Here is a 19475-nt window from a genome sequence, read left to right on the forward strand (position 1 = left end):
GTCAGGACGGGGTCTTACACTGGCTGATCCGTTCCGCCACCACGGGCAGCATCCGCGCAGCCACCAGCTTTGACCCTTCGGGCGTCAGATGCGTGTAATCGACATACAGCACCTTGTCTTTGTGGAGGGGACCGCCGATCTCGGCAATATCGGTGAAAGGCACATTGGCCTCTTCAAACAAAGCAGGGAAATCGACCCGCGCGCGATGCATCAGATCTTCGCGTCCCGGCTTGTACCAATCCCGCGTGAGCTGGGCGATTTCGCGGTCGGTCTCGCTTAGGACATTGGTGTCCTCATAGACGACCTCAGGCTGCAAAAAGACGTGATAGCAAAACCCGTGGTAGTCGCCGAATGTTTCGATCAGCTTGTAATTGCGCAAAAATCCGACCTTTGCAGTCTGCGCAAGCTCTGCTGAAAAGTCTCTTTGCAAGGCGGTAACATCCCCATACGTGATATTTTTGGGGATTTCATAGCGGTCGAACAAGCCTTGCGTAAATTTCGAAGCCAGTTTGAAGGTATAGGAATACTGCGCCGGGTACCGCAGGAACGCATAGGCTGAAAAGAAGGGTTTGCGATCATTCAAGGCGTCAATCATGCGTGCGGACGAGTAAGCATAACTTTGGACCGGATTATCGACCCCAACATTGTAAAAATCATTGTGGCCATCCAGAAACACAATCATGTCCGGGCTGTACTCATATAGCGTCTCGTACAGGTACAACACATGTTGAAAACTGTGATACGCAACAACTCCGGCGTTGATCACCTCAATCGTCACACCGGGCATCTGATCGCCCAACCGCTCACGCAGGTCCTGCTGCAGGAAATACGCAACCGTTTCCTGATTGGTGAGCGTTGGGTGGTCAGGATAAATACTGCCCTGCGATCCGATGGCATAAGCAGTTGAGCCACCCATCAGAAAAATGCGGAGCGTGTCGTCGGGTTTTGGCTGTTCAATCAGCGTATCGTGGCGGAACCCTTGATCGGAATGGATACGCTGTCCGCCAGTATCAAATCCTCGCTGATAGTCTGGGTTCAGTTTGTGACCACGGATCGAAGAATATAGATGTCGCTCTGCCGTATTGCCCAGCGTGTTGTCATACACATAAACCACGGTGAAATACGAAAGCAGTTCAACCAGCAGGAAGAGAAAGAGGGCATAGATCAAAATCATAAAAAACTTGGTTACAGGCCGCATCCGCCCCATGCCAACATCATCATTTCCGCTCACTACGAAGCTCCAATTCTATCAGGTCAAAATCAAATAAACCTGGCGTATATACCGGTGTAAAAATTCCACCTAACTGCCCAAATCTTAGGAAAGGCCCGTTATTCGCTTTCAATATGTCCAAGATGTTTTGCAAGTCAACGGTCACCATTGTATCCGATCCTTTACCTAGTCGGTTCAAAACAATGCGTCCAAGCCCAGGAAACTGTTCTTCGCTGATTTCAGGAATTCTGCCATGTTGCGTTACATAATGCTGCTTTCCCTTTCCGGATTACTCCAATGTCAGAAGGATGAAACCGTTGCGGCCTATGGTGCTGCCGAACGGGAATGGGCCCTGCAAGAGATCAACGGTCAGCCCTACAATGCAAGTGCCTTATTGCGATTTCTGGAAGAAGGCAAAGTAACGGGCAACGCCCCCTGCAACAGCTACACGGGCAGGCTTAACGCGCCCTATCCATGGTTTGAGCTGACCGGCCTGACAGCGACCCGTGCCGCCTGTGCCGGGCTTGAGGCAGAAGGGATCTATTTCGCCGCCCTGCTTGCCATGACCCAATCCGAAGTATCAGGGAACCTGCTGATATTGCGCAATGAGGACGGGCAGGAAATGGTGTTCAAAGCTGCCGATTGATCTGATCAATAAACCGCGCCCGTGCGCCGGGCAGAGGGTTGTTCCCCAACGACGGAGCGACATGGTTTTCTAGAAAATGTCCGGTGGTCAACAATCCTTGCACCAATTCGGTATCCGGCGCGTCGCCCACGCCACGTAGGCAAGGTGGCAAGGGAAGCAACCTATCCACCCAGTCCCCTGCCCCATCAACGCTGACCGCACGACCTGTTTTCGGAGATACATATTCCAAACCTTCTGTTACCCCCGTCACGGCACAGCGTGTCAGGTCAAGGCCAAACCCCAGCTCTTCCAGCAGCGACAATTCCCACCGCAGATAGGCAAGCACCCAAATTTCGTCCTGACCCAGCAGGTCCATCAACTGTTCGGTTTGTTTATAGATGCGCGGATGCGCTTCGCGCTCAGGCAAACAGAACGAGAGCAGGGCCACCACCGCATTCAATCCGGCCAGCGCAAGCCTACCCGAAAACGCCGCCGCCGCCCGCGACCGCAGGGGCTCGACCTGAAAAGTGCCGATATGCTCCTCGAGCCGCGCGCGCCAAAGCACATCTAATTGCGCCCCGGGCTGCAGAATCGGCGCAATCTTGCGGCTGGTTCCACCACGTACGACGCCGGCATGACGACCGTGGCCTTCGGTAAAGACTTCGATAATCGCCGCCGTTTCGCCATGGCGGCGTGAGGTCAGAAGTATGCCGTGGTCGCGCCAGTCCAAAGCGTGTCCAATCTTGTGGGTCAGTCCTGCCCGAGCAAAAGAACGCAAAGCCGGGACCACTGCAAGAGAGACCGGGAAATCGACGACCTATTGGGTCAGAACGTGACCCCCGCGTGGATCAGGATACCCAGGACCATAAGAAGGTTCAGCACCATAGAAATGCCGTTGCCAATATAGATGGGCAACTTCTTGACGATCAGACCGTAGATGAACCAAAGCAAAGACAACGCCGCATAGAGCGACCATGTTAACAGCGATTGGCCCGACGCATGTTGAGAGTGGGTAAAGAAGAGCTTCACAAGCTGTGGAAGCGTGGCAAATGGGCCTAAAATGCCGACAAATACCATGAAGCCCTCGAAGTGCTTCATCACGAGACCAAGGTTTGACTTTATGAACTTCTGACTAAATGTTTCAGCCAACGTAAGACCTCTATCCTCGTCATATGCTGCAACAACCCGTTTCAGCACCATCCGATAAATACGCATACGAATAGCGAAAATGGACCATCTTACCAAGACCTATGACATAACTTTGGCAGAGGCCTGCACCGCGTCTGTGCTACTACCGCTAATCCAGACCGTCCTCACCCAGCAAATGGCGCCCCTGCCGGTCTTCGACCTCAATCACCCAGAGGTCAGGGTCAAAGCTGCGCTGGCGTTGGATAGCCTCGTCCACATCGACCTCGGGACCAGAGGAGAGTTCAACCCACTTGCGCTCACCGCTCATCAGATCAAAGCTGCGCTGGAAGGCTGTGGCCTGACCGTCCAACGTGTTGAGCTTGATCAAAACCGCGCCGGCTGTGTCGTCACCATGGGCCACAACAAAGGCCGGTATTTCCTGAAATCGTAACCGTGCCAGATAGGCGTGAACCCAGAAGTCTGCCGTCAGTCGCGTCATGCGTTTCCGTCTTTGAATTCCAGACCCATTTCCGAATAGCGCTCGGATTCCTCCAGCCAGTTTGGCCGGACTTTGACCTGCAGGAACAGGTGGATCTTGCGATCAAGGAATTCTTCCAGCTCGGCCCGGGCCGCTTGGCTGACGGCCTTGATGGTCTCGCCCTTTTTGCCCAGAACGATACCTTTATGTCCGTCGCGCATGACATAGATGATCTGGTCGATCTTTGCCGACCCGTCCTTGCGCTCTTCCCAGTTCTCGGTCTCGACGGTCAGCTGATAGGGCAGTTCCTGATGCAGCCGCAGGGTCAGCTTTTCGCGTGTCATTTCAGCCGCGATCATACGCAACGGCAGATCAGCGATCTGGTCTTCCGGATATAGCCACGGGCTCTCGGGCAATTCGCCCGCCAACCATTTTCGCAGATCGTCAACGCCATGGCCCTTCTCGGCCGAGATCATGAATGTCTCGGCGAAAGAATAGCGGGAGTTGAGATCGCTGGTCAGGGCCAGCAGAACTTCGGACTGCACCCTGTCGATCTTGTTGATGGCCAGCGCGACGGTGCGGCCCTGCCCGATCTCGTTCAGACCTTCAAGGATGCGCTCTACGCCCTCGGTGATGCCACGATGCGCTTCGACCATCAGGACAACCACATCGGCATCCGCGGCCCCGCCCCATGCGGCGGCCACCATTGCCCGATCCAGACGGCGACGCGGTTTGAAAAGGCCCGGCGTGTCCACAAAGACCAGCTGTGCATCACCTTCCATCGCCACGCCCCGGATGCGGGCGCGGGTCGTCTGAACCTTATGTGTCACGATCGAGACCTTGGCCCCGACCATGCGATTCAGAAGGGTGGATTTGCCTGCGTTGGGCTCTCCGATCAGTGCGATAAATCCGGCGCGTGTCGTCATCTGGGGTTTGATCCTGTTTGCAGATGGGCCTCCCTATCGCAGAAAGAGGCAGCGGACCAGAGCGATTTGCAGCTTTGGCACATGCGTTCAGGATGGCATTGGGTGGGGTATGGTGGGCGACCCATCACCGGATAGGATCCGTGTTCGACCGATAGGCATTTCCGGCCAGCCCTCAGGAGACCGACTATTTTTACCCGGTAGACTAATTCTGCAAACGGTCCAGCAACGACTTGGCGGCCGCCTGTTCGGCCTGACGCTTTGACCCTGCTGTTGCCTGCTCTTCCGCCCCGTCCTGAAGACGCGCAGCGATGGTGAAGACCGGCGCATGGTCCGGGCCAGAGCGTCTGACTTCGACATAGCTGGGCGGTTTCTGGCCCCGTGCCTGCGCCCATTCCTGAAGCGCCGTTTTGGCGTCACGGGCGTCGGCCTCGACATCGTGGATGCGATCACCCCAGAGCTTTAGGATAACGGCGCTGGCGACCTCGAACCCGGCGTCGCGATAAACCGCAGCAATGACTGCCTCCATCGCGTCGCCAAGCAAAGCTTGTTTGCGCCGCCCTCCGGACAGCATTTCAGATCGGCCCAGTTTCAGTACAGCACCCAAATCAATCTGCAGCGCCACATCTGCACAGGCCTCTTTGCGCACAAGCGCATTGAACCGGGGTGCAAGCTGACCTTCGCTCGCTTTTTTGTCCGCCTCCAGCAAGGCCGTCGCCATCACCAGACCCAGCACCCGATCACCCAGAAATTCGAGCCGCTGGTTGTCCGGGCGCGTGGCGGACGAAACCGATCCATGGGTCAGCGAACGCACCAGCAGCTCGGGGTTGGCAAATTCATGCCCCAGACGTTTTTGAAACGCCTTTATTTCGGCGGAAAGCTTCAATTCACAGCCTTAAAGAAGCGGTCTCCGCGCCAGGTCCAGAAGAACAGCATCGACCGGCCAGCGGATGAGAACATGATACGATCTGCACGACCAATCAGGTTTTCATAGGGTACATATCCGACACCCCCGGCCGATTGCGGCAGGCGGCTGTCGCTGGAATTGTCGCGGTTATCGCCCATAAAGAAGTATTCGCCTTCGGGCACTGTATAGACGCCGGTATTGTCCGACCCCTGATTACCGATATTGAGCACATCATAGGACACCCCGTTGGGCAGGGTTTCGATCATGCGGGATTTCTCACACACGCCACCACGGCCAACCGGGCCGTTTTCACAGCGCGGGCGCAGACCCTGCGGACCTTGCGGAGCCGCGACCTCGGTAAAGACCCCATCGGGCTGCTGTGGAACCGGCGTCCCGTTCAGGATGATCTGGCCCTCAATGATCTGGATACGATCACCGGGCAGGCCAATCAGGCGTTTGATGTAGTCGCGGCCCGTCACCGGATGGCGAAATACGATCACATCGCCGCGCTCGGGATCACCGGCCCAGATACGCGAGTTGTCATCGCTTTGCATCCAGCCGCAAACATCTTCGGCGTCGATATTCAGGCCGACGCTGGGGATGATCAGACTGGGGCAAGAGGCATAGGAATATCCATAGGCCATTTTGTTGACGAACAGGAAATCCCCGATCAACAGGGTCTGTTTCATCGACCCTGACGGAATCCAGAACGGCTGAAAGAACAGGGTACGGAAAACGCCCGCGATCAACAGCGCATAGACGATGGTTTTGATCGTCTCCCACACGGGATTTCCGGTTTTGACGTCCTCGGCCATACTGCTCTCCGGTCCTTGGTTTGTTGGGGTGCTACATGCGCGGCGCGGCGGGGTTAGTCAAGACAGAGCGCTGCGTTCGCGAATTGGGCGCGCCTCGATCACCACGAAGGCCTGCGCCCAGGGGTGGTCATCGGTTAGGGTGACGTGGATGATCGCCGCATGACCCTCGGGGGTCATATCGTTGAGCCGTTCCGCCGCCCAACCGGTCACATGCATCACTGGCTGGCCGGTTTTAAGGTTGGTGACAGCCATGTCCTTCCAGGAAATCCCCATACGAAGCCCGGTGCCCAGCGCCTTGGAACATGCCTCTTTCGCGGCCCAGCGCTTGGCGTATGTGCCTGCTGTGTCGGCGCGGCGTTCAGCCTTGCGTTGTTCAGTGTCGGTAAAAACGCGATTACGGAACCGGTCACCAAACCTGTCGAGCGTGCCCTGAATGCGGTCTATGTTTGCGAGGTCTGTGCCGATGCCTAGGATCATGACAACCGCACCGTCAAAATCTTGTAACTTGCCACCCCAAAGAACCCGGCAAAGGCAAAATCGAACCAGCGGCGGGCGCGGCGGTAGGCGCGGACTGTGCGTTCGGATGAGAACAGGAATGCATAGCTGATGAAAATGAGCAACGAGCCCGCGTAAAGCAGGCCGAAATAGCCAAGCAGCATCGACAAGCTGGCGTCATTCGGGGCAACGATTGCGTAGATCGAGCCCCAGCTGAGGATCGCCTTGGGGTTGGTCAGGTGAATCGCCGCGCCTTTGGCAAAGATGGTGCGTAGCGAGCCGGTGACCGGGTTGCCCAACGCCATCTCATCCGACGACAGCGCCCGTTTCAGGGCCTTGAGCGCCAGCCAGCCCAGATAGGCTACACCGACATAGCGGATCACTTCGAACACCCAGACATTGGCCAGCATGATCGCCGACAGGCCCAGCGCGGCGGCGATGCCCCAGGCAGCGGACCCAGCACAGATGCCCAGTGCAAAGACCAGACCGGCGCGGCGGCCTTCGTTCATTGCAGTTCCGGCGATGCCCATGGTTGCCGGACCGGGTGAGCCTCCGGCCATCAGCCAGGCGATCCAGATTGCTATGAAACCCGAGGTTATCATCCCCGCGCCTCATCCATCAGGCGGCGCATTTCCTGAATGGCGGGGGTCATGCCCAAAAAGATCGATTCGCCAATCAGAAAGTGACCAATGTTCAACTCGCGCACCTCGGGGAAAGCGGCGACAGGTTTGACCGTGTCGTATGTCAGACCATGTCCGGCATGCACTTCGAGGCCAAGCGAATGGGCAAAGGTGGACATGTCGCGCAGGCCTTCCAGCTCTTGCGCTGCCTCATCCAGTTTGCCTTCGGCATGGGCGTCACAATAGGCGCCTGTGTGCAGTTCGATCACTTCGGCGCCGATGCGATGCGCGGCCTCGATCTGGCGACGGTCGGCGGCGATAAAGATCGACACGCGACAGCCCGCATCACGCAAAGGTGCAATGAAATGGGCCAGTTTGTTTTCTTCGCGCGCGACTTCCAGCCCGCCTTCGGTAGTCCGTTCCTCGCGCTTTTCGGGGACGATGCAGACCGCGTGCGGCTTATGGCGCAAAGCGATTTGTTGCATCTCGGGCGTGGCTGCCATTTCAAAATTCAGAGGTACCGAAAGAACCTCCATCAACCCGTCAATATCTGCGTCCGAAATATGCCTGCGATCTTCGCGCAGATGGGCAGTAATACCATCTGCACCGGCTTGCTCGGCCAGCGTGGCCGCGCGCAAAGGGTCGGGATAGACCCCACCACGTGCATTCCGCACTGTGGCCACATGGTCGATATTCACACCGAGACGCAAACGGTTCTCAGACATCCTTTGATTCCTTTCCCAAATCCTGGCTCGAGCCTAGTTGGTTTGACTCTGGAACGGCAGCCTCGGATTCAGCCAGACGTTTGATTTCTTCAAACTTCTTTTTGATCCTGTCGCGACGCCGTTGCTGATAGGTGTGGACCAGCGGCAGGCTGAGATAGTAGCAAACCACCCCAGCCAGCAATCCGGGAAGAATGCCGCCAATCAGGTACGGAAAGAAAACCTCGTCGTAGAAAATTCCCAGCCCGTGCCAGTCAGCTACCCGGTCAGTGAATACTGCAATCAGGTTGTCTTTGAGATCACCGATCGCATTGGCAAACTTCCCCATAAGCCCATGGGTGTCGCCCTCTTCAAACTCGGTGCCCAACAGGAAATGCCCGGTCTGAAGGCAAACCACCCCGATGGGCACATAGGTCAAAGGGTTTCCGAAAAACGTACCGCTGAGTGCAGCCAGCATATTGCCGTTGAACAATCGCGCAGCCAGGGCGGCAATGCCAAAATGCAGCCCGTAAAAAGGTGTAAAGGCCGCAAACACTCCAAACCCTACCCCGCGGGCGATGCGTTCAGGTGAATCCGGCAATCGCCGGACGCGGTGTTTCACATAGTGAAAGGCCCGGGTCCAGCCACCACGAGGATAGACGAATTCCGATGCGATCTGGACAGGCGAGCGTCGATCTCGGCGCTTGAATACCACTCCTGATCACCCCTTCTCAGCCAGCCGCAACTGCGGATTTAGCTCTGTCTCTGAAACGTTCAACCGCTGCAACATCGCTTTCGGCCTCAAGCATCAACATCAACGAATGCAACTGCTCTAGGTCGCGCAGTTCAACGTTGACCAGCAGGCGGTAAAAATCCGGTTTGCGATCCACAAATTCTAGGTTCGAGATATTGGCCTTTTTCTCGCCGATCAATGTACAAATGCGACCCAGCACACCTGCGTCATTGCCAATCGTAACATCAATCGTTGCCCCGTAAACAGCCGGGTGAGTTCCCGAGTGCCAGTGCAGATCGACCCAGCGTTTGGGCTCACTCTCGTATTCGCTCAGGCGATCACAGTCGATTGCATGCACGACAACACCTTTGCCGCGATAAGTGATCCCGACGATCCGTTCACCCGGCAATGGCTGGCAGCAAGGGGCGCGGTCAAACTTCTGCCCCGGCTCAAGACCGATCACGGCCCGGCGCATCGGAATGGCATCACCATCATCCTGCGTCAGTTCTGGGTAGACGGCGCTGACCACATCATGGGCAGTTAGTTCTGCACTGCCCAGGCGCGCCAGCAGCTCATGCCGGTCTTTCAGGCGCAGATGCTTGGCAGCAGTGTCCAGCGCCTTGTCGGTCGCTTTGCGCCCGACATGTTCAAATCCCGATCGTGCGAGTTCTTTGCCCAGCTTGATGAACCGCTCTCGGTCAACCTCGCGCAGGGCGCGACGAATGGCTGTACGGGCTTTGCCGGTGACGGCAATTTCCAACCACGTGACTTGGGGAGTCTGACCGTCAGCTGTTATGATATCCACCGACTGCCCGTTCTTGATCCGGGTCCAAAGTGGCACGCGAATACCATCAACCTTGGCCCCCACACAGGCGTGCCCGATGCGCGTGTGGATGGCATAGGCAAAGTCGATCGGCGTCGCACCACGCGGCAGTTTCACCACGTCCCCCTTAGGCGTGAAACAAAAGACCTGGTCCGAATACATCTCGAGCTTGACCGCCTCGAGGAAATCCTCGTGATCCTCTTCGCTGTCGAATTGTTCGGTCAGGTTGGCGATCCACTTAGCCGGGTCGACTGCAAAGGGGTTTTCCGAACGCACGCCATCCCGATAGGACCAGTGCGCGGCCACGCCAGTTTCGGCGACATCATGCATCTGACGGGTGCGGATCTGAACCTCGACCCGCTTGCCGTCACGGCCTGAAACGGTGGTGTGGATCGACCGGTAACCGTTCGATTTCGGCTGACTGATATAATCCTTAAACCGCCCCGGCACGGCGCGCCAACGCTGGTGGATCGCGCCAAGGGTTCGATAGCAGTCTTCTTCGCTTTGCGTAATGATGCGGAACCCGTAGATGTCGGACAGACGCGAGAACCCCTGGTCCTTTTCCTGCATCTTACGCCAAATCGAATAGGGTTTCTTGGCACGGCCAAAAACCTCGGCTTCAATCCCGGCCTTTTCAAGTTCGTGCCGCATGTCGCCGGTGATCCGGTGGATCACGTCACCCGTTTCGCGCTGCAGCGTGATGAAGCGGCGGATGATGGACTGGCGGCCTTCAGAGTTGAGAACGCGGAAGGCGAGGTCTTCCAGCTCTTCCCGCATCCATTGCATACCCATACGGCCTGCAAGCGGCGCGTAGATATCCATCGTCTCGCGCGCTTTGACGATCTGCTTTTCGGGCCGCATCGCCTTGATCGTGCGCATATTGTGCAGACGGTCTGCCAGCTTGACCAGAATGACCCGCAAATCCTTGGACATCGCCATGAACAGCTTGCGGAAGTTCTCGGCCTGTTTGGTTTCGCGGCTGGACAGCTGAAGGTTTGTCAGTTTGGTGACCCCATCAACCAGCTTGGCGACTTCTTCGCCAAACAGCTCAGACACTTTGCCGTAATTGGCCTTGGTGTCTTCGATCGTATCGTGCAGCAGCGCCGTGATAATAGTCGCATCATCCAGACGCTGTTCGGTCAGGATGGCGGCAACGGCAACAGGGTGGGTGAAATAGGGCTCGCCAGAATGGCGGAATTGCCCATCATGCATCTGCTTGCCGAACTCATAAGCTTTGGCAATGCGGTCTGCATTCGTCTTGGGATTGTAGTTGCGGACCAGCGCAATCAGGTCTTCAGCAGAAATCATCCGGTCCGCACCTTCATTTGTGGGGATTACCCCTGGCCTTGAGCCTCCATCAGAGCGCGCAGCAGCTTTTCTTCGGACATGTCGTCATCCGCAGGCTTGTCTGTTTCCGCACCCATCAGCAGCGCCATCTGGTCTTCTTCAGGCTCGTCGACCTCGATTTGGGTCTGGTTGGCCTCAATCAGCCGCTCGCGCAGCTCATCAGCGCTTTGAGTCTCGTCAGCGATCTCACGCAGAGAAACAACCGGGTTTTTGTCGTTGTCACGGTCAACGGTGATCGGACCACCGGCGGAAATCTCGCGCGCACGATGGGCGGCAAGCATCACCAGTTCAAACCGGTTCGGAACCTTGTCTACGCAATCTTCAACCGTCACGCGGGCCATGGGGCGCTCTCCGTTACTGAATCCATGTCAGGAAGAGGTTTATCTAAGGGCGAATCCCTGCCTTGACAAGCAGGAAATGCTGCAAATGCACCAATCATAACGGGGTAACTGCCGCAATATCGTCCGAAGGAAGCCCCGCAAGCATTTCCATGACGGTCTGGTCCAGTATCGGATGCCGCCAGTTCGGGGCAACATCCGCCATGGGAACAAGCACAAACGCACGATCCTGTACCCTTGGGTGCGGCAGGATCAACTGATCCGGCGCCTGCTGTTTCTGATCTTCGGGTGGCAGAGATAACCAGCTTTGAAAAACCTCGCGGTCGGGCAGAACCAGATCATCGTAACAGACCAGGTCCAGATCCAACGTCCGCATTCCCCAGCGCTGAATCCTCTCACGCCCGTAATCATGTTCAATTCCATGCAATATCTGCAGCAACTCAAAGGGTGACCTTTCAGTCTCGATCAACACGGCCGCATTCACATAGTCCGGGCCCGCGCCCTCAGGAAAACAAGGGGTCGCATAAAAGCGGCTTTCAGCCCGAATCAACAGCCCCTGGCGCAAAATCGCGTCAATGGCATGCCGTAGCGTCAGATGGGGCTCAAAACCTCTCACTTTGAGATTTGCGCCGAGGGCAAGCACTGCTTTTGAGGTGGTTTTGCGCATCCTACTCCCTATATTCGGCGAATTGCATACTTGCGATACACCATAAAACCCCTAATTATGGGGATATCAATGCGCTGTATTTTCCCAAGCCTCACTCACGTAACACGCAGCGCGCTGATTTGTACCGGAAGGATCTATTTATGTTTTATAAAGACGAACGGCTAGCGCTGTTCATCGACGGCTCGAATCTTTATGCAGCCGCAAAAGCACTGGGGTTTGACATTGACTATAAACTGCTGCGCCAGGAATTCATGCGCCGCGGTAAGATGCTCAGAGCTTTCTATTACACAGCGCTACTTGAAAATGACGAGTATTCGCCCATCCGTCCACTGGTTGATTGGCTGCATTACAATGGCTTCACCATGGTTACGAAACCGGCAAAAGAATACACCGACAGCATGGGGCGTCGGAAAGTCAAAGGTAACATGGATATCGAACTGACCGTCGATGCCATGGAGCTTGCACCACGTGTAGACCATATCGTGCTGTTTTCCGGCGACGGAGATTTCCGCCCGCTGATCGCAAGCCTGCAACGTCAGGGGGTACGCGTTTCTGTGGTGTCGACCATCCGCAGCCAGCCCCCCATGATCTCGGACGAATTGCGCCGCCAGGCCGACAACTTCATTGAGCTGGAAGATCTCCGCGACGTGATCGGTCGCCCGCCGCGCGAAATGCCGATGGAACCGCGCACCGTTGCCGCAGGCGGGTAATAACCTGGCCCCAAAGCAAACTCGGTTGAAAATTAGCGCGGTCAGGGGAAACCCTGGCCGCGCTTTTAAACAAAGATCAGGTGCTGAAAACACCTATTGGCTAGCATTGAACCATGTCGGATCAATGACATTGTCCTGACTGGACCATGGCCGTGAAAAGACTTACCTGTGTCGGTAAGGAGAACGCGACATGACCAAGCCCCCCCTGACCCTCTATCTTGCCGCCCCGCGCGGGTTCTGTGCTGGTGTCGACAGGGCCATAAAGATTGTCGAGATGGCGCTGCAGAAATGGGGTGCCCCAGTCTATGTTCGGCACGAGATTGTCCATAACAAATTCGTGGTCGATGGACTGCGCGCCAAAGGTGCGATCTTTGTCGATGAGCTGGAAGACTGCCCCGACGATCGCCCAGTGATATTCTCGGCGCACGGGGTTCCCAAATCGGTACCCGCGACGGCGGCGCAGCGCCAGATGGTCTATGTCGACGCCACCTGCCCGCTGGTCTCCAAAGTCCATGTCGAAGCACAGCGCCACGCCGAAGCCGGGCTGCAGATGATCATGATCGGTCATAAGGGCCATCCCGAAACCATCGGAACCATGGGACAGCTCCCGGACGGAGAGGTTTTGCTGGTCGAAACCGTTGCAGATGTCGCCGACGTCCAGGTCCGCGACCCTGACAGACTGGCCTTTGTCACTCAGACGACCCTGTCGGTTGACGACACAAAGGATGTCATCGAGGCACTTCAGGCCCGGTTCCCGTCCATTGTCGGCCCCCACAAAGAAGACATCTGTTACGCCACAACCAACCGGCAAGAGGCGGTCAAGGTTGTGGCCCGGAAGTCCGATGCCCTGTTGGTTGTGGGGGCGCCGAATTCATCAAACTCGCGCCGTTTGGTCGAGGTCGCGGCACGCGCGGGATGCAGCTATGCCCAACTGGTGCAACGCGCGACCGACATCGACTGGCGCGCACTCGAAGGTATCTCTTCGATCGCTCTGACAGCAGGCGCTTCTGCCCCCGAGGTTCTGATCAACGAAGTTATTGATGCGTTCAGACAGCATTACGATGTGACGGTCGAGATGGTCGAAACAGCGACCGAGAATGTCGAGTTCAAAGTCCCGCGCGTCCTGCGCCAACCCGCATGAGTGGCATACCAAGGGCGCCGCTGTTTCTGGGGTTGGCCGGGCTGATCCCCTTCATCTGGGGCGCGCTGACCTATCTGAACGGCGATCTGAACGACTGGGGCCGACAGGCACTGGGCGCACGTTTTGTCGGTCCGTATATCCAGTTGTATTATGGGGCGATCATCCTCAGCTTTATGTCCGGCGTGCTGTGGGGGTTTTCCAGTAAAACCTCTGGCAGCAAGGCCGCGACCTGTTATGCGCTGTCCACATTACCCGCCCTGTGGGCCTTTCTGAAAACCGGCAGCGGGCCTGTCAGCACTGGCACAAATCTGATGTGGGGGTTTGGCGGGCTACTGGTGTTGGATGCCATCTTTTCGTATTGGCGGCTAACACCAGTCTGGTGGATGCGGTTGCGCATTTTGCTGACCGCAGTCGTATTGGCCTGCCTTGCCGTCGGAGTCTATCTGTGAGCGATCCCAAAACTATCAACGCCTATACCAACAACGTGGCCGAATACCTCAAGGTTCCTCTACCACCGGAGCAGCTGACATCGCGTCAGGAATTTGCCGATGCCGTCGGTAAGGGGCATGTGTTGGATCTGGGCTCGGGCCCCGGGTCAGACAGCGCGTTCTTTCTACGCCAGGGCCTGAGCGTGCATGCGCTGGATGCGACGCCCGCTTTTGTTGACTATGCGCGCGCCAATGGCGTGGACGCGCATCTGGGTACTTTCGACGACGTGACCGAAGTGGCCGCATATGACGGCATCTACGCCAGCTTCTCGCTGCTGCACGCGCCTCGCAAGGATTTCCCACGCCATTTGGCGGCCATCCACCGGGCGCTGAAACCGCAGGGCGTTTTTTTCCTGGGCCTCAAACTGGGCACGGGCGAACATCGCGATCATCTGGATCGCTATTATAGCTACTTCTCGCAGAACGAGATCGAGGAGGCCCTGGCAGATGCCGGCTTTACCATCGACGGGATTAGGACCGGGATCGGCAAAGGTCTGGCGGGTTCTTACGATGGCTTCATTCTGGTGCTGGCCCATGCCTGAACTGTTTGCCTATACTGACGGTGCTTGTTCTGGCAATCCAGGCCCGGGTGGCTGGGGCGTGTTGCTGCGTGCAATGGACGGCGACACCGTCCTGAAACAGCGTGAACTGAGCGGCGGCGAAGCTGAAACCACCAACAACCGAATGGAACTGCTGGCCGCGATCAGCGCGCTTGAAACGCTCGAACGTGCCTCGAAAATCACCGTGATTACTGACAGCGCCTATGTGAAAAACGGCGTCACCGGCTGGATATTCGGTTGGAAAATGAACGGCTGGAAAACCTCGAACAAAAAACCGGTCAAGAATGTCGACCTGTGGCAACGGCTGGATGAGGCGCAGATGCGTCATGATGTGACCTGGGAATGGGTCAAGGGCCACGCGGGTCACCCGGAAAACGAAAAGGCCGATGAACTGGCCCGCGCAGGCATGGCCCCATTCAAACCAAAGAAGGCACAGACATGAGCGGTTTGGACCTGCTCGATTATGCCTCGGTTCTGGTTTTTGCGCTGACCGGCGCATTGGTCGCCAGTCGCGCGCAGCTTGATCTTGTAGGATTTGCCTTTATCGCCTGCCTGACCGCCGTTGGCGGCGGCACGGTGCGTGACCTGCTGTTGGATCGAAATCCGGTGTTCTGGGTTGGCCAGCCCAGCTATGTCCTGATGGCCTGCAGTGCGGCGGTGCTTGTGTTCTTTACAGCCCATCTGGTCGAAAGCCGGTATAACTGGCTGGTCTGGCTGGACAGTTTCGCCCTGTCCATCGCGGTCGCTGCCGGCACGGGCGTCGCATTATCCTTGGACCAATCCGGTACGATCGTGGTGTTGATGGGTGTCACCACCGGATGCTTTGGCGGCCTGATGCGGGACGTGGTCTGCAACGAGGTTCCGCTGGTGCTGAAACAGGGTGAGCTTTATGTGTCTTGCGCCCTTGCAGGCTCGGTAGCGGCCGTTATTGCCAACCGGATGGGGTTCGAGGAGCTGACCGTGCTTGCCGCCTGCGCCCTGATCTGCTGGGCATTGCGGGCAGGATCGCTGCTGTTCGGCTGGAAACTGCCCGTCTACAAAAGCCGCCCGCCACGCAGTCGCCCTTGATCAAGGCTTAGCGGCGCATATAGGTCTGCCAGATCCAGATCACCAGAAGCGCGCCCAGCACAGCGCCGATGAACCCGGACAGCCAGCCCATCATCGTGACCAATGCCCGCAGAAGAAATCCACCAACCAAGGCACCAATGATACCGATCAGCATGGTGGTTGGGATATCTGCCTCGATCCGCATCAGGCGGGTGGCCAGAAAACCCGCAGCGGCGCCGATGACGATCAGGGCGATGACGGGCATGTCACTTCCTCCAATGGGTCGGAACGATGATCAGCGCCCCGATCGAGGACAGCACTGCATCCAGACCAGGCGGGCCAAAGCTGACCCCGAACATGATGCGCACGAAATAGAACAAGAACGCACCACCGACGCAGATGATGATCGACTGCAGAATGCCATTATGGGTAAAGCCGGATTTCTCGGACAGATAGCCGACAATCCCAGCAATAACGACAGTCCCCATCAGGATCATGAACATGGCGGCCTACTCCGATGACAGGCGGGTACCAACGGCAATCGGCCACCCCCGCAGAAAAGTTTCCCTATCTTGCGCCCCTTTACCCGCCCGTTGCAAGCGCAGCAGCTTAATCGCGTCATCGTCACAGGCAACCTTCAGTTGGTTGTCAAGAACCTCTCCTGCAACACCCTGCCCCTCGGCCAATTTGGAACCAAGCAGCTTGATCCGCTCACCATTAATCTCGGTCCAGGCGCCGGGAAAAGGGGACAGGCCACGGATCTGACGGTCAATTTCGACCGCGGGTCTGGCCCAGTCAACACGCGCCTCAGCCTTGTCGATCTTGGCGGCATAGGTCACGCCGTCGTCGGGTTGAGGCTCGGGCGTCAGGTTCGGCAGTTTGGACAGTGCCTCGACGATCAGAGAAGCGCCCATTTCAGACAGCCGGTCATGCAACTGCCCTGTGGTCTCCTGCGCACCAATGTCGGTGGCCCGCCGCAACAGGACTGGCCCGGTATCCAGACCAGCCTCCATCTGCATGATGCAAATACCGGTCTGCGCATCACCCGCAATGATCGCCCGATGGATCGGAGCGGCCCCGCGCCAACGCGGCAACAGGCTTGCATGAATGTTCAGACATCCCTGCGATGGCGCATCCAGAATCGGTTGGGGCAGCAACAGGCCATAGGCCACGACGACAGCCACATCCGCATTCAACGCGGCAAAGGCGTCCTGTTCTTCCGCCGATTTCAATGAGACCGGATGCCGAACGGTCAGTCCCAATGCCTCGGCCCGAGCATGAACGGGGGTTGGACGATCCTTTTTGCCTCTGCCCGCTGGGCGCGGAGGCTGGCAGTAGACGGCGGCAACCTCATGCCCCGCATCAATCAGCGCGTCCAGCACCGGAACCGAGAAATCGGGTGTCCCCATAAAGATCAGCCGCATGCCTACCCCAGCTTTTTAGCTTTGCGCAGCAGAATGTCGCGTTTGACCTTGCTGAGCCTGTCGAAATACATCCGCCCGTTTAGATGGTCGATCTGGTGCTGCACGCTGGTGGCTTCGATCCCGACAAAGTCACGGCGGTCGATGATGCCATTTTCGTTGAGAAACTTTACCGTCACAGCCCGGGGACGTTTCACCTTAGCCGACACGCCAGGCAAGTTTGGGCTGGCTTCTTCATGCTCGCGCAATTCGACCGATCTGTGCAGGATCTCAGGGTTTGCCAGCCGCACGGCCCGCCCCCTCTCGGTCGAGCCATCGACCACCGCCAGCCGGAGCATCACGCCGATCTGCGGTGCGGCAAGGCCGACGCCGGGCATCGCCTCCATCGTGTCGATCATGTCATCCCAGATGGCACGAACCTCGTCAGTAATTTCGGTGATATCTTCGGCTTTGGTCCGCAGGCGCTTATCAGGCCATGGCAGGCAGGTACGAACGGTCATTCGCGCGCCTGCTCGCGTTTCAGCTTTTGCATTTTTCGGGTGATCATCTGGCGTTTCATAGGCTTGAGATAGTCGATGAACAGCTTCCCGTTCAGGTGGTCAATCTCATGCTGGACACAGGTTGCCCAAAGGCCATCGAATGTTTCCCGCTGCGCGTTACCGTCACGATCGATCCAAGCCACATCCACGACCTTTGGGCGCGTGACTTCGGCGAATTGTTCGGGGATCGAAAGACAACCTTCTTCATAGACATTCGTCTCGTCAGACGACGCGACCACTTCGGGGTTGAACATGATCAGCGGGCGCGGTGCCTCGCCCTCTTCCTTGACACAGTCCATAACAATCAGCCGGTCCAGCATCCCAATCTGAGGCGCTGCCAGCCCGATACCAGGCGCATCATACATCGTCTCAAGCATGTCATCAGCCAGCTGGCGCAATTCGTCCGTCAGATCCACTACGGGAGAGCAGATCTTTTTCAGGCGGGGGTCGGGATGGATCAGTATATTGCGTTTCATGAGGTTGATTTAGGCCATCACGCCCTAAGCCGCAACGCCCCCCTTGCACCTGCCGAATATGCGGCTAGCTTTCATCCGGACAGATGGAGCAGATATGACATTCAACGACCTGATCGACCGCCGCGGCACTAACAGTTCGAAATGGGACAAGCTTGAAAAGCTGTATGGCCTTTCGCCGGATGACAGTCTGGCAATGTGGACGGCCGATTCCGACTATTCTACGGCGCCTTGTGTGATCGGCGCTGTGCGTAACGCGGCGGATCACGGTGTTTTCGGATATTCCTGGATGCACCCGGACTACCTGAATTCCGTCCAATGGTGGATGAAGAACCGCCACGGGTGGGAGATCGATTCTGATTGGATTCTGACGTCGCAGGGTCTGGGAAATGCGATTGCGCTCTGCCTCGATGTCTGGACCAGTCCGGGCGACGGAGTGGTCATCTTTACACCCGTCTACCATGAGTTTGCACATAAGGTGAACAAGTCAGGTCGGCGCGTAGTGGAGTGCCCCCTGATGCGCGACGGCGACGGCTATGGCCTTGATCTGGAAGACGCGCAGTCGCGGCTGGACGGAACCGAGAAGATGCTTTTGTGGTGCTCGCCTCAGAACCCCTCGGGCCGGGTCTGGACGCCAGAGGAATTGCGCGCAGTCGCGGCATTTGCGGAACGGAACAGCCTGATTCTGGTATCGGATGAGATTCACCACGATCTGGTCTATCCCGGCACGACCTTTGTTCCGATGGATGTCGCCGCGCTGGATGCGCGGCCCTGGACCGTGACACTGACTGCAGCGTCCAAGACCTTCAACATCGCAGGTCAACGGACGGGGAATATGATCATTCCCGACCCGGACCTGCGCGCCGCGATGCGCCGCCGAATCCAGACACTGGATTATGATCCCAGCGCATTGGGAGTCGCAATGATCACCGCTGCCTATTCGCCTGAAGGGGCCGCTTGGGTGGATGAACAGATCGCCCATCTTGATAGCAACCGAAAAATCTTTGACGCTGCAATCGCAGAAATCCCTGGCCTGTGGTCAATGCCCCTACAGGCAACCTTTTTGGCTTGGATTGATTTCTCGGGCACCGGAATGGACCACGCAGAATTTACCCGACGTCTGCGCGAGGATGCAAAAATCGCCACCTCGCCCGGCCCCGGCTTTGGTGCGGGCGGAGAGACATTCGAGCGGTTCAATCTTGCGACGCAACGCGGGCGTGTTGAAGAGGCCAGCAAACGGCTGAAACACGCGTTTTCCGATCTGCAATAGCGGGATGCCCATCGGC

The 19475-nt window shown here is 57.2% G+C and carries 27 protein-coding genes; 8 read left to right on the forward strand and 19 right to left on the reverse strand.

Going from position 1 to position 19475, the window contains the following annotated elements; genetic code table 11:
- Position 1: 1 nt before the first annotated feature.
- The gene (locus AC2FJV_RS15275; protein ID WP_496690314.1) at positions 2–1231 is read right to left on the reverse strand and encodes an SGNH/GDSL hydrolase family protein; all 1230 of its coding nucleotides are present in this window, start codon (positions 1229–1231) and stop codon (positions 2–4) included.
- A gap of 232 nt (positions 1232–1463) precedes the next feature.
- Here AC2FJV_RS15275 and AC2FJV_RS15280 point away from each other — a divergent pair, with 232 nt between their 5' ends.
- Positions 1464–1856, forward strand: coding sequence for an META domain-containing protein (locus tag AC2FJV_RS15280; protein ID WP_496690315.1), 393 nt, complete (start codon positions 1464–1466; stop codon positions 1854–1856).
- Here AC2FJV_RS15280 and recO read toward each other — a convergent pair.
- From recO to folK, 13 genes are all read right to left on the reverse strand, one after another.
- Positions 1840–2565: a DNA repair protein RecO gene (gene recO / locus AC2FJV_RS15285; RefSeq protein ID WP_496714049.1), complete on the reverse strand. Its 726-nt coding sequence runs from the start codon at positions 2563–2565 to the stop codon at positions 1840–1842. The genes AC2FJV_RS15280 and recO overlap by 17 nt on opposite strands.
- A gap of 95 nt (positions 2566–2660) precedes the next feature.
- Positions 2661–3050: a SemiSWEET transporter gene (locus AC2FJV_RS15290; RefSeq protein ID WP_496714024.1), complete on the reverse strand. Its 390-nt coding sequence runs from the start codon at positions 3048–3050 to the stop codon at positions 2661–2663.
- 82 nt (positions 3051–3132) lie between these two features.
- Positions 3133–3462: a DUF1491 family protein gene (locus AC2FJV_RS15295; RefSeq protein WP_142639253.1), complete on the reverse strand. Its 330-nt coding sequence runs from the start codon at positions 3460–3462 to the stop codon at positions 3133–3135.
- Positions 3459–4367, reverse strand: coding sequence for a GTPase Era (gene era, locus AC2FJV_RS15300; RefSeq protein WP_496690318.1), 909 nt, complete (start codon positions 4365–4367; stop codon positions 3459–3461). Before era ends, AC2FJV_RS15295 begins: the two co-directional genes overlap by 4 nt.
- 202 nt (positions 4368–4569) lie before the next feature.
- Entirely contained in the window at positions 4570–5250 is a 681-nt protein-coding gene (gene rnc / locus AC2FJV_RS15305; RefSeq protein ID WP_271951343.1) for a ribonuclease III, read from the reverse strand.
- The gene (gene lepB, locus AC2FJV_RS15310) at positions 5247–6086 is read right to left on the reverse strand and encodes a signal peptidase I (protein WP_496694503.1); all 840 of its coding nucleotides are present in this window, start codon (positions 6084–6086) and stop codon (positions 5247–5249) included. The genes rnc and lepB overlap by 4 nt, the downstream gene beginning before the upstream one ends.
- A 57-nt stretch (positions 6087–6143) precedes the next feature.
- On the reverse strand, positions 6144–6563 hold the full coding sequence (gene acpS / locus AC2FJV_RS15315; RefSeq protein WP_142639245.1) for a holo-ACP synthase: 420 nt from the start codon (positions 6561–6563) through the stop codon (positions 6144–6146).
- Positions 6560–7183: a LysE family translocator gene (locus AC2FJV_RS15320; protein ID WP_271951355.1), complete on the reverse strand. Its 624-nt coding sequence runs from the start codon at positions 7181–7183 to the stop codon at positions 6560–6562. The genes acpS and AC2FJV_RS15320 overlap by 4 nt, the downstream gene beginning before the upstream one ends.
- On the reverse strand, positions 7180–7926 hold the full coding sequence (locus AC2FJV_RS15325; protein ID WP_281995877.1) for a pyridoxine 5'-phosphate synthase: 747 nt from the start codon (positions 7924–7926) through the stop codon (positions 7180–7182). The genes AC2FJV_RS15320 and AC2FJV_RS15325 overlap by 4 nt, the downstream gene beginning before the upstream one ends.
- Positions 7919–8617: a DUF2062 domain-containing protein gene (locus AC2FJV_RS15330; protein ID WP_142639238.1), complete on the reverse strand. Its 699-nt coding sequence runs from the start codon at positions 8615–8617 to the stop codon at positions 7919–7921. The genes AC2FJV_RS15325 and AC2FJV_RS15330 overlap by 8 nt, the downstream gene beginning before the upstream one ends.
- A 16-nt stretch (positions 8618–8633) precedes the next feature.
- Complete coding sequence (locus AC2FJV_RS15335; protein WP_142639236.1) at positions 8634–10766, reverse strand: RelA/SpoT family protein; 2133 nt, start codon at positions 10764–10766, stop codon at positions 8634–8636.
- Positions 10767–10792: 26 nt separating this feature from the next.
- Positions 10793–11146 carry a DNA-directed RNA polymerase subunit omega gene (gene rpoZ, locus AC2FJV_RS15340; protein WP_142639234.1) on the reverse strand — a complete coding sequence of 118 codons (354 nt, stop codon included), beginning with the start codon at positions 11144–11146 and terminating at the stop codon, positions 10793–10795.
- 94 nt (positions 11147–11240) lie between these two features.
- Positions 11241–11810, reverse strand: coding sequence for a 2-amino-4-hydroxy-6-hydroxymethyldihydropteridine diphosphokinase (gene folK, locus AC2FJV_RS15345; RefSeq protein WP_142639232.1), 570 nt, complete (start codon positions 11808–11810; stop codon positions 11241–11243).
- Positions 11811–11950: 140 nt separating this feature from the next.
- On the opposite strand from folK, the gene AC2FJV_RS15350 reads away from it, so the two are divergent.
- From AC2FJV_RS15350 to AC2FJV_RS15375, 6 genes are all read left to right on the forward strand, one after another.
- Entirely contained in the window at positions 11951–12520 is a 570-nt protein-coding gene (locus AC2FJV_RS15350) for a LabA-like NYN domain-containing protein (RefSeq protein ID WP_142639223.1), read from the forward strand.
- Between the two features lie 190 nt (positions 12521–12710).
- The gene (gene ispH / locus AC2FJV_RS15355) at positions 12711–13661 is read left to right on the forward strand and encodes a 4-hydroxy-3-methylbut-2-enyl diphosphate reductase (RefSeq protein WP_496690322.1); all 951 of its coding nucleotides are present in this window, start codon (positions 12711–12713) and stop codon (positions 13659–13661) included.
- Positions 13658–14110: a DUF3429 domain-containing protein gene (locus AC2FJV_RS15360; RefSeq protein WP_496678771.1), complete on the forward strand. Its 453-nt coding sequence runs from the start codon at positions 13658–13660 to the stop codon at positions 14108–14110. Before ispH ends, AC2FJV_RS15360 begins: the two co-directional genes overlap by 4 nt.
- Positions 14107–14691 (forward strand): class I SAM-dependent DNA methyltransferase, encoded by a 585-nt coding sequence (locus AC2FJV_RS15365; RefSeq protein WP_496690323.1) that lies wholly within the window; start codon positions 14107–14109, stop codon positions 14689–14691. The genes AC2FJV_RS15360 and AC2FJV_RS15365 overlap by 4 nt, the downstream gene beginning before the upstream one ends.
- Positions 14684–15151: a ribonuclease HI gene (gene rnhA / locus AC2FJV_RS15370; protein WP_496714025.1), complete on the forward strand. Its 468-nt coding sequence runs from the start codon at positions 14684–14686 to the stop codon at positions 15149–15151. The genes AC2FJV_RS15365 and rnhA overlap by 8 nt, the downstream gene beginning before the upstream one ends.
- Positions 15148–15777 (forward strand): trimeric intracellular cation channel family protein, encoded by a 630-nt coding sequence (locus AC2FJV_RS15375; RefSeq protein WP_281973506.1) that lies wholly within the window; start codon positions 15148–15150, stop codon positions 15775–15777. Before rnhA ends, AC2FJV_RS15375 begins: the two co-directional genes overlap by 4 nt.
- Before the next feature lie 7 nt (positions 15778–15784).
- Here the strand turns inward: AC2FJV_RS15375 and AC2FJV_RS15380 are convergent, their stop codons facing one another.
- The 5 genes from AC2FJV_RS15380 to def (AC2FJV_RS15400) are packed head-to-tail and all read right to left on the reverse strand — an operon-like array spanning position 15785 to position 18192.
- A complete protein-coding gene (locus AC2FJV_RS15380) occupies positions 15785–16021 on the reverse strand; it encodes a GlsB/YeaQ/YmgE family stress response membrane protein (protein WP_496714026.1) in 237 nt (78 codons plus the stop codon).
- Position 16022: 1 nt separating this feature from the next.
- The gene (locus AC2FJV_RS15385; protein ID WP_142639214.1) at positions 16023–16259 is read right to left on the reverse strand and encodes a hypothetical protein; all 237 of its coding nucleotides are present in this window, start codon (positions 16257–16259) and stop codon (positions 16023–16025) included.
- Between the two features lie 6 nt (positions 16260–16265).
- Positions 16266–17180: a methionyl-tRNA formyltransferase gene (fmt, locus tag AC2FJV_RS15390; RefSeq protein ID WP_496714027.1), complete on the reverse strand. Its 915-nt coding sequence runs from the start codon at positions 17178–17180 to the stop codon at positions 16266–16268.
- 2 nt (positions 17181–17182) lie between these two features.
- Positions 17183–17677 carry a peptide deformylase gene (def, locus tag AC2FJV_RS15395; RefSeq protein WP_496714028.1) on the reverse strand — a complete coding sequence of 165 codons (495 nt, stop codon included), beginning with the start codon at positions 17675–17677 and terminating at the stop codon, positions 17183–17185.
- The gene (gene def / locus AC2FJV_RS15400) at positions 17674–18192 is read right to left on the reverse strand and encodes a peptide deformylase (protein WP_271951383.1); all 519 of its coding nucleotides are present in this window, start codon (positions 18190–18192) and stop codon (positions 17674–17676) included. The genes def (AC2FJV_RS15395) and def (AC2FJV_RS15400) overlap by 4 nt, the downstream gene beginning before the upstream one ends.
- A gap of 94 nt (positions 18193–18286) precedes the next feature.
- On the opposite strand from def (AC2FJV_RS15400), the gene AC2FJV_RS15405 reads away from it, so the two are divergent.
- Entirely contained in the window at positions 18287–19459 is a 1173-nt protein-coding gene (locus AC2FJV_RS15405; RefSeq protein WP_281995874.1) for a MalY/PatB family protein, read from the forward strand.
- The last annotated feature ends 16 nt before the right edge of the window (positions 19460–19475 follow it).

The organism is Ruegeria sp. CDSA241 (assembly GCF_059611265.1).

Coding starts and splice junctions, on each gene's coding strand:
- AC2FJV_RS15280 (WP_496690315.1), top strand. CDS start 1,464: ATGTTGCGTTACATAATGCTGCTTTCCCTTTCCGGATTACTCCAATGT.
- AC2FJV_RS15290 (WP_496714024.1), bottom strand. CDS start 3,050: ATGCGTATTTATCGGATGGTGCTGAAACGGGTTGTTGCAGCATATGAC.
- AC2FJV_RS15295 (WP_142639253.1), bottom strand. CDS start 3,462: ATGACGCGACTGACGGCAGACTTCTGGGTTCACGCCTATCTGGCACGG.
- era (WP_496690318.1), bottom strand. CDS start 4,367: ATGACGACACGCGCCGGATTTATCGCACTGATCGGAGAGCCCAACGCA.
- lepB (WP_496694503.1), bottom strand. CDS start 6,086: ATGGCCGAGGACGTCAAAACCGGAAATCCCGTGTGGGAGACGATCAAA.
- acpS (WP_142639245.1), bottom strand. CDS start 6,563: ATGATCCTAGGCATCGGCACAGACCTCGCAAACATAGACCGCATTCAG.
- AC2FJV_RS15320 (WP_271951355.1), bottom strand. CDS start 7,183: ATGATAACCTCGGGTTTCATAGCAATCTGGATCGCCTGGCTGATGGCC.
- AC2FJV_RS15325 (WP_281995877.1), bottom strand. CDS start 7,926: ATGTCTGAGAACCGTTTGCGTCTCGGTGTGAATATCGACCATGTGGCC.
- AC2FJV_RS15335 (WP_142639236.1), bottom strand. CDS start 10,766: ATGATTTCTGCTGAAGACCTGATTGCGCTGGTCCGCAACTACAATCCC.
- rpoZ (WP_142639234.1), bottom strand. CDS start 11,146: ATGGCCCGCGTGACGGTTGAAGATTGCGTAGACAAGGTTCCGAACCGG.
- folK (WP_142639232.1), bottom strand. CDS start 11,810: ATGCGCAAAACCACCTCAAAAGCAGTGCTTGCCCTCGGCGCAAATCTC.
- AC2FJV_RS15350 (WP_142639223.1), top strand. CDS start 11,951: ATGTTTTATAAAGACGAACGGCTAGCGCTGTTCATCGACGGCTCGAAT.
- ispH (WP_496690322.1), top strand. CDS start 12,711: ATGACCAAGCCCCCCCTGACCCTCTATCTTGCCGCCCCGCGCGGGTTC.
- AC2FJV_RS15360 (WP_496678771.1), top strand. CDS start 13,658: ATGAGTGGCATACCAAGGGCGCCGCTGTTTCTGGGGTTGGCCGGGCTG.
- rnhA (WP_496714025.1), top strand. CDS start 14,684: ATGCCTGAACTGTTTGCCTATACTGACGGTGCTTGTTCTGGCAATCCA.
- AC2FJV_RS15375 (WP_281973506.1), top strand. CDS start 15,148: ATGAGCGGTTTGGACCTGCTCGATTATGCCTCGGTTCTGGTTTTTGCG.
- AC2FJV_RS15380 (WP_496714026.1), bottom strand. CDS start 16,021: ATGCCCGTCATCGCCCTGATCGTCATCGGCGCCGCTGCGGGTTTTCTG.
- AC2FJV_RS15385 (WP_142639214.1), bottom strand. CDS start 16,259: ATGTTCATGATCCTGATGGGGACTGTCGTTATTGCTGGGATTGTCGGC.
- fmt (WP_496714027.1), bottom strand. CDS start 17,180: ATGCGGCTGATCTTTATGGGGACACCCGATTTCTCGGTTCCGGTGCTG.
- def (WP_496714028.1), bottom strand. CDS start 17,677: ATGACCGTTCGTACCTGCCTGCCATGGCCTGATAAGCGCCTGCGGACC.
- def (WP_271951383.1), bottom strand. CDS start 18,192: ATGAAACGCAATATACTGATCCATCCCGACCCCCGCCTGAAAAAGATC.
- AC2FJV_RS15405 (WP_281995874.1), top strand. CDS start 18,287: ATGACATTCAACGACCTGATCGACCGCCGCGGCACTAACAGTTCGAAA.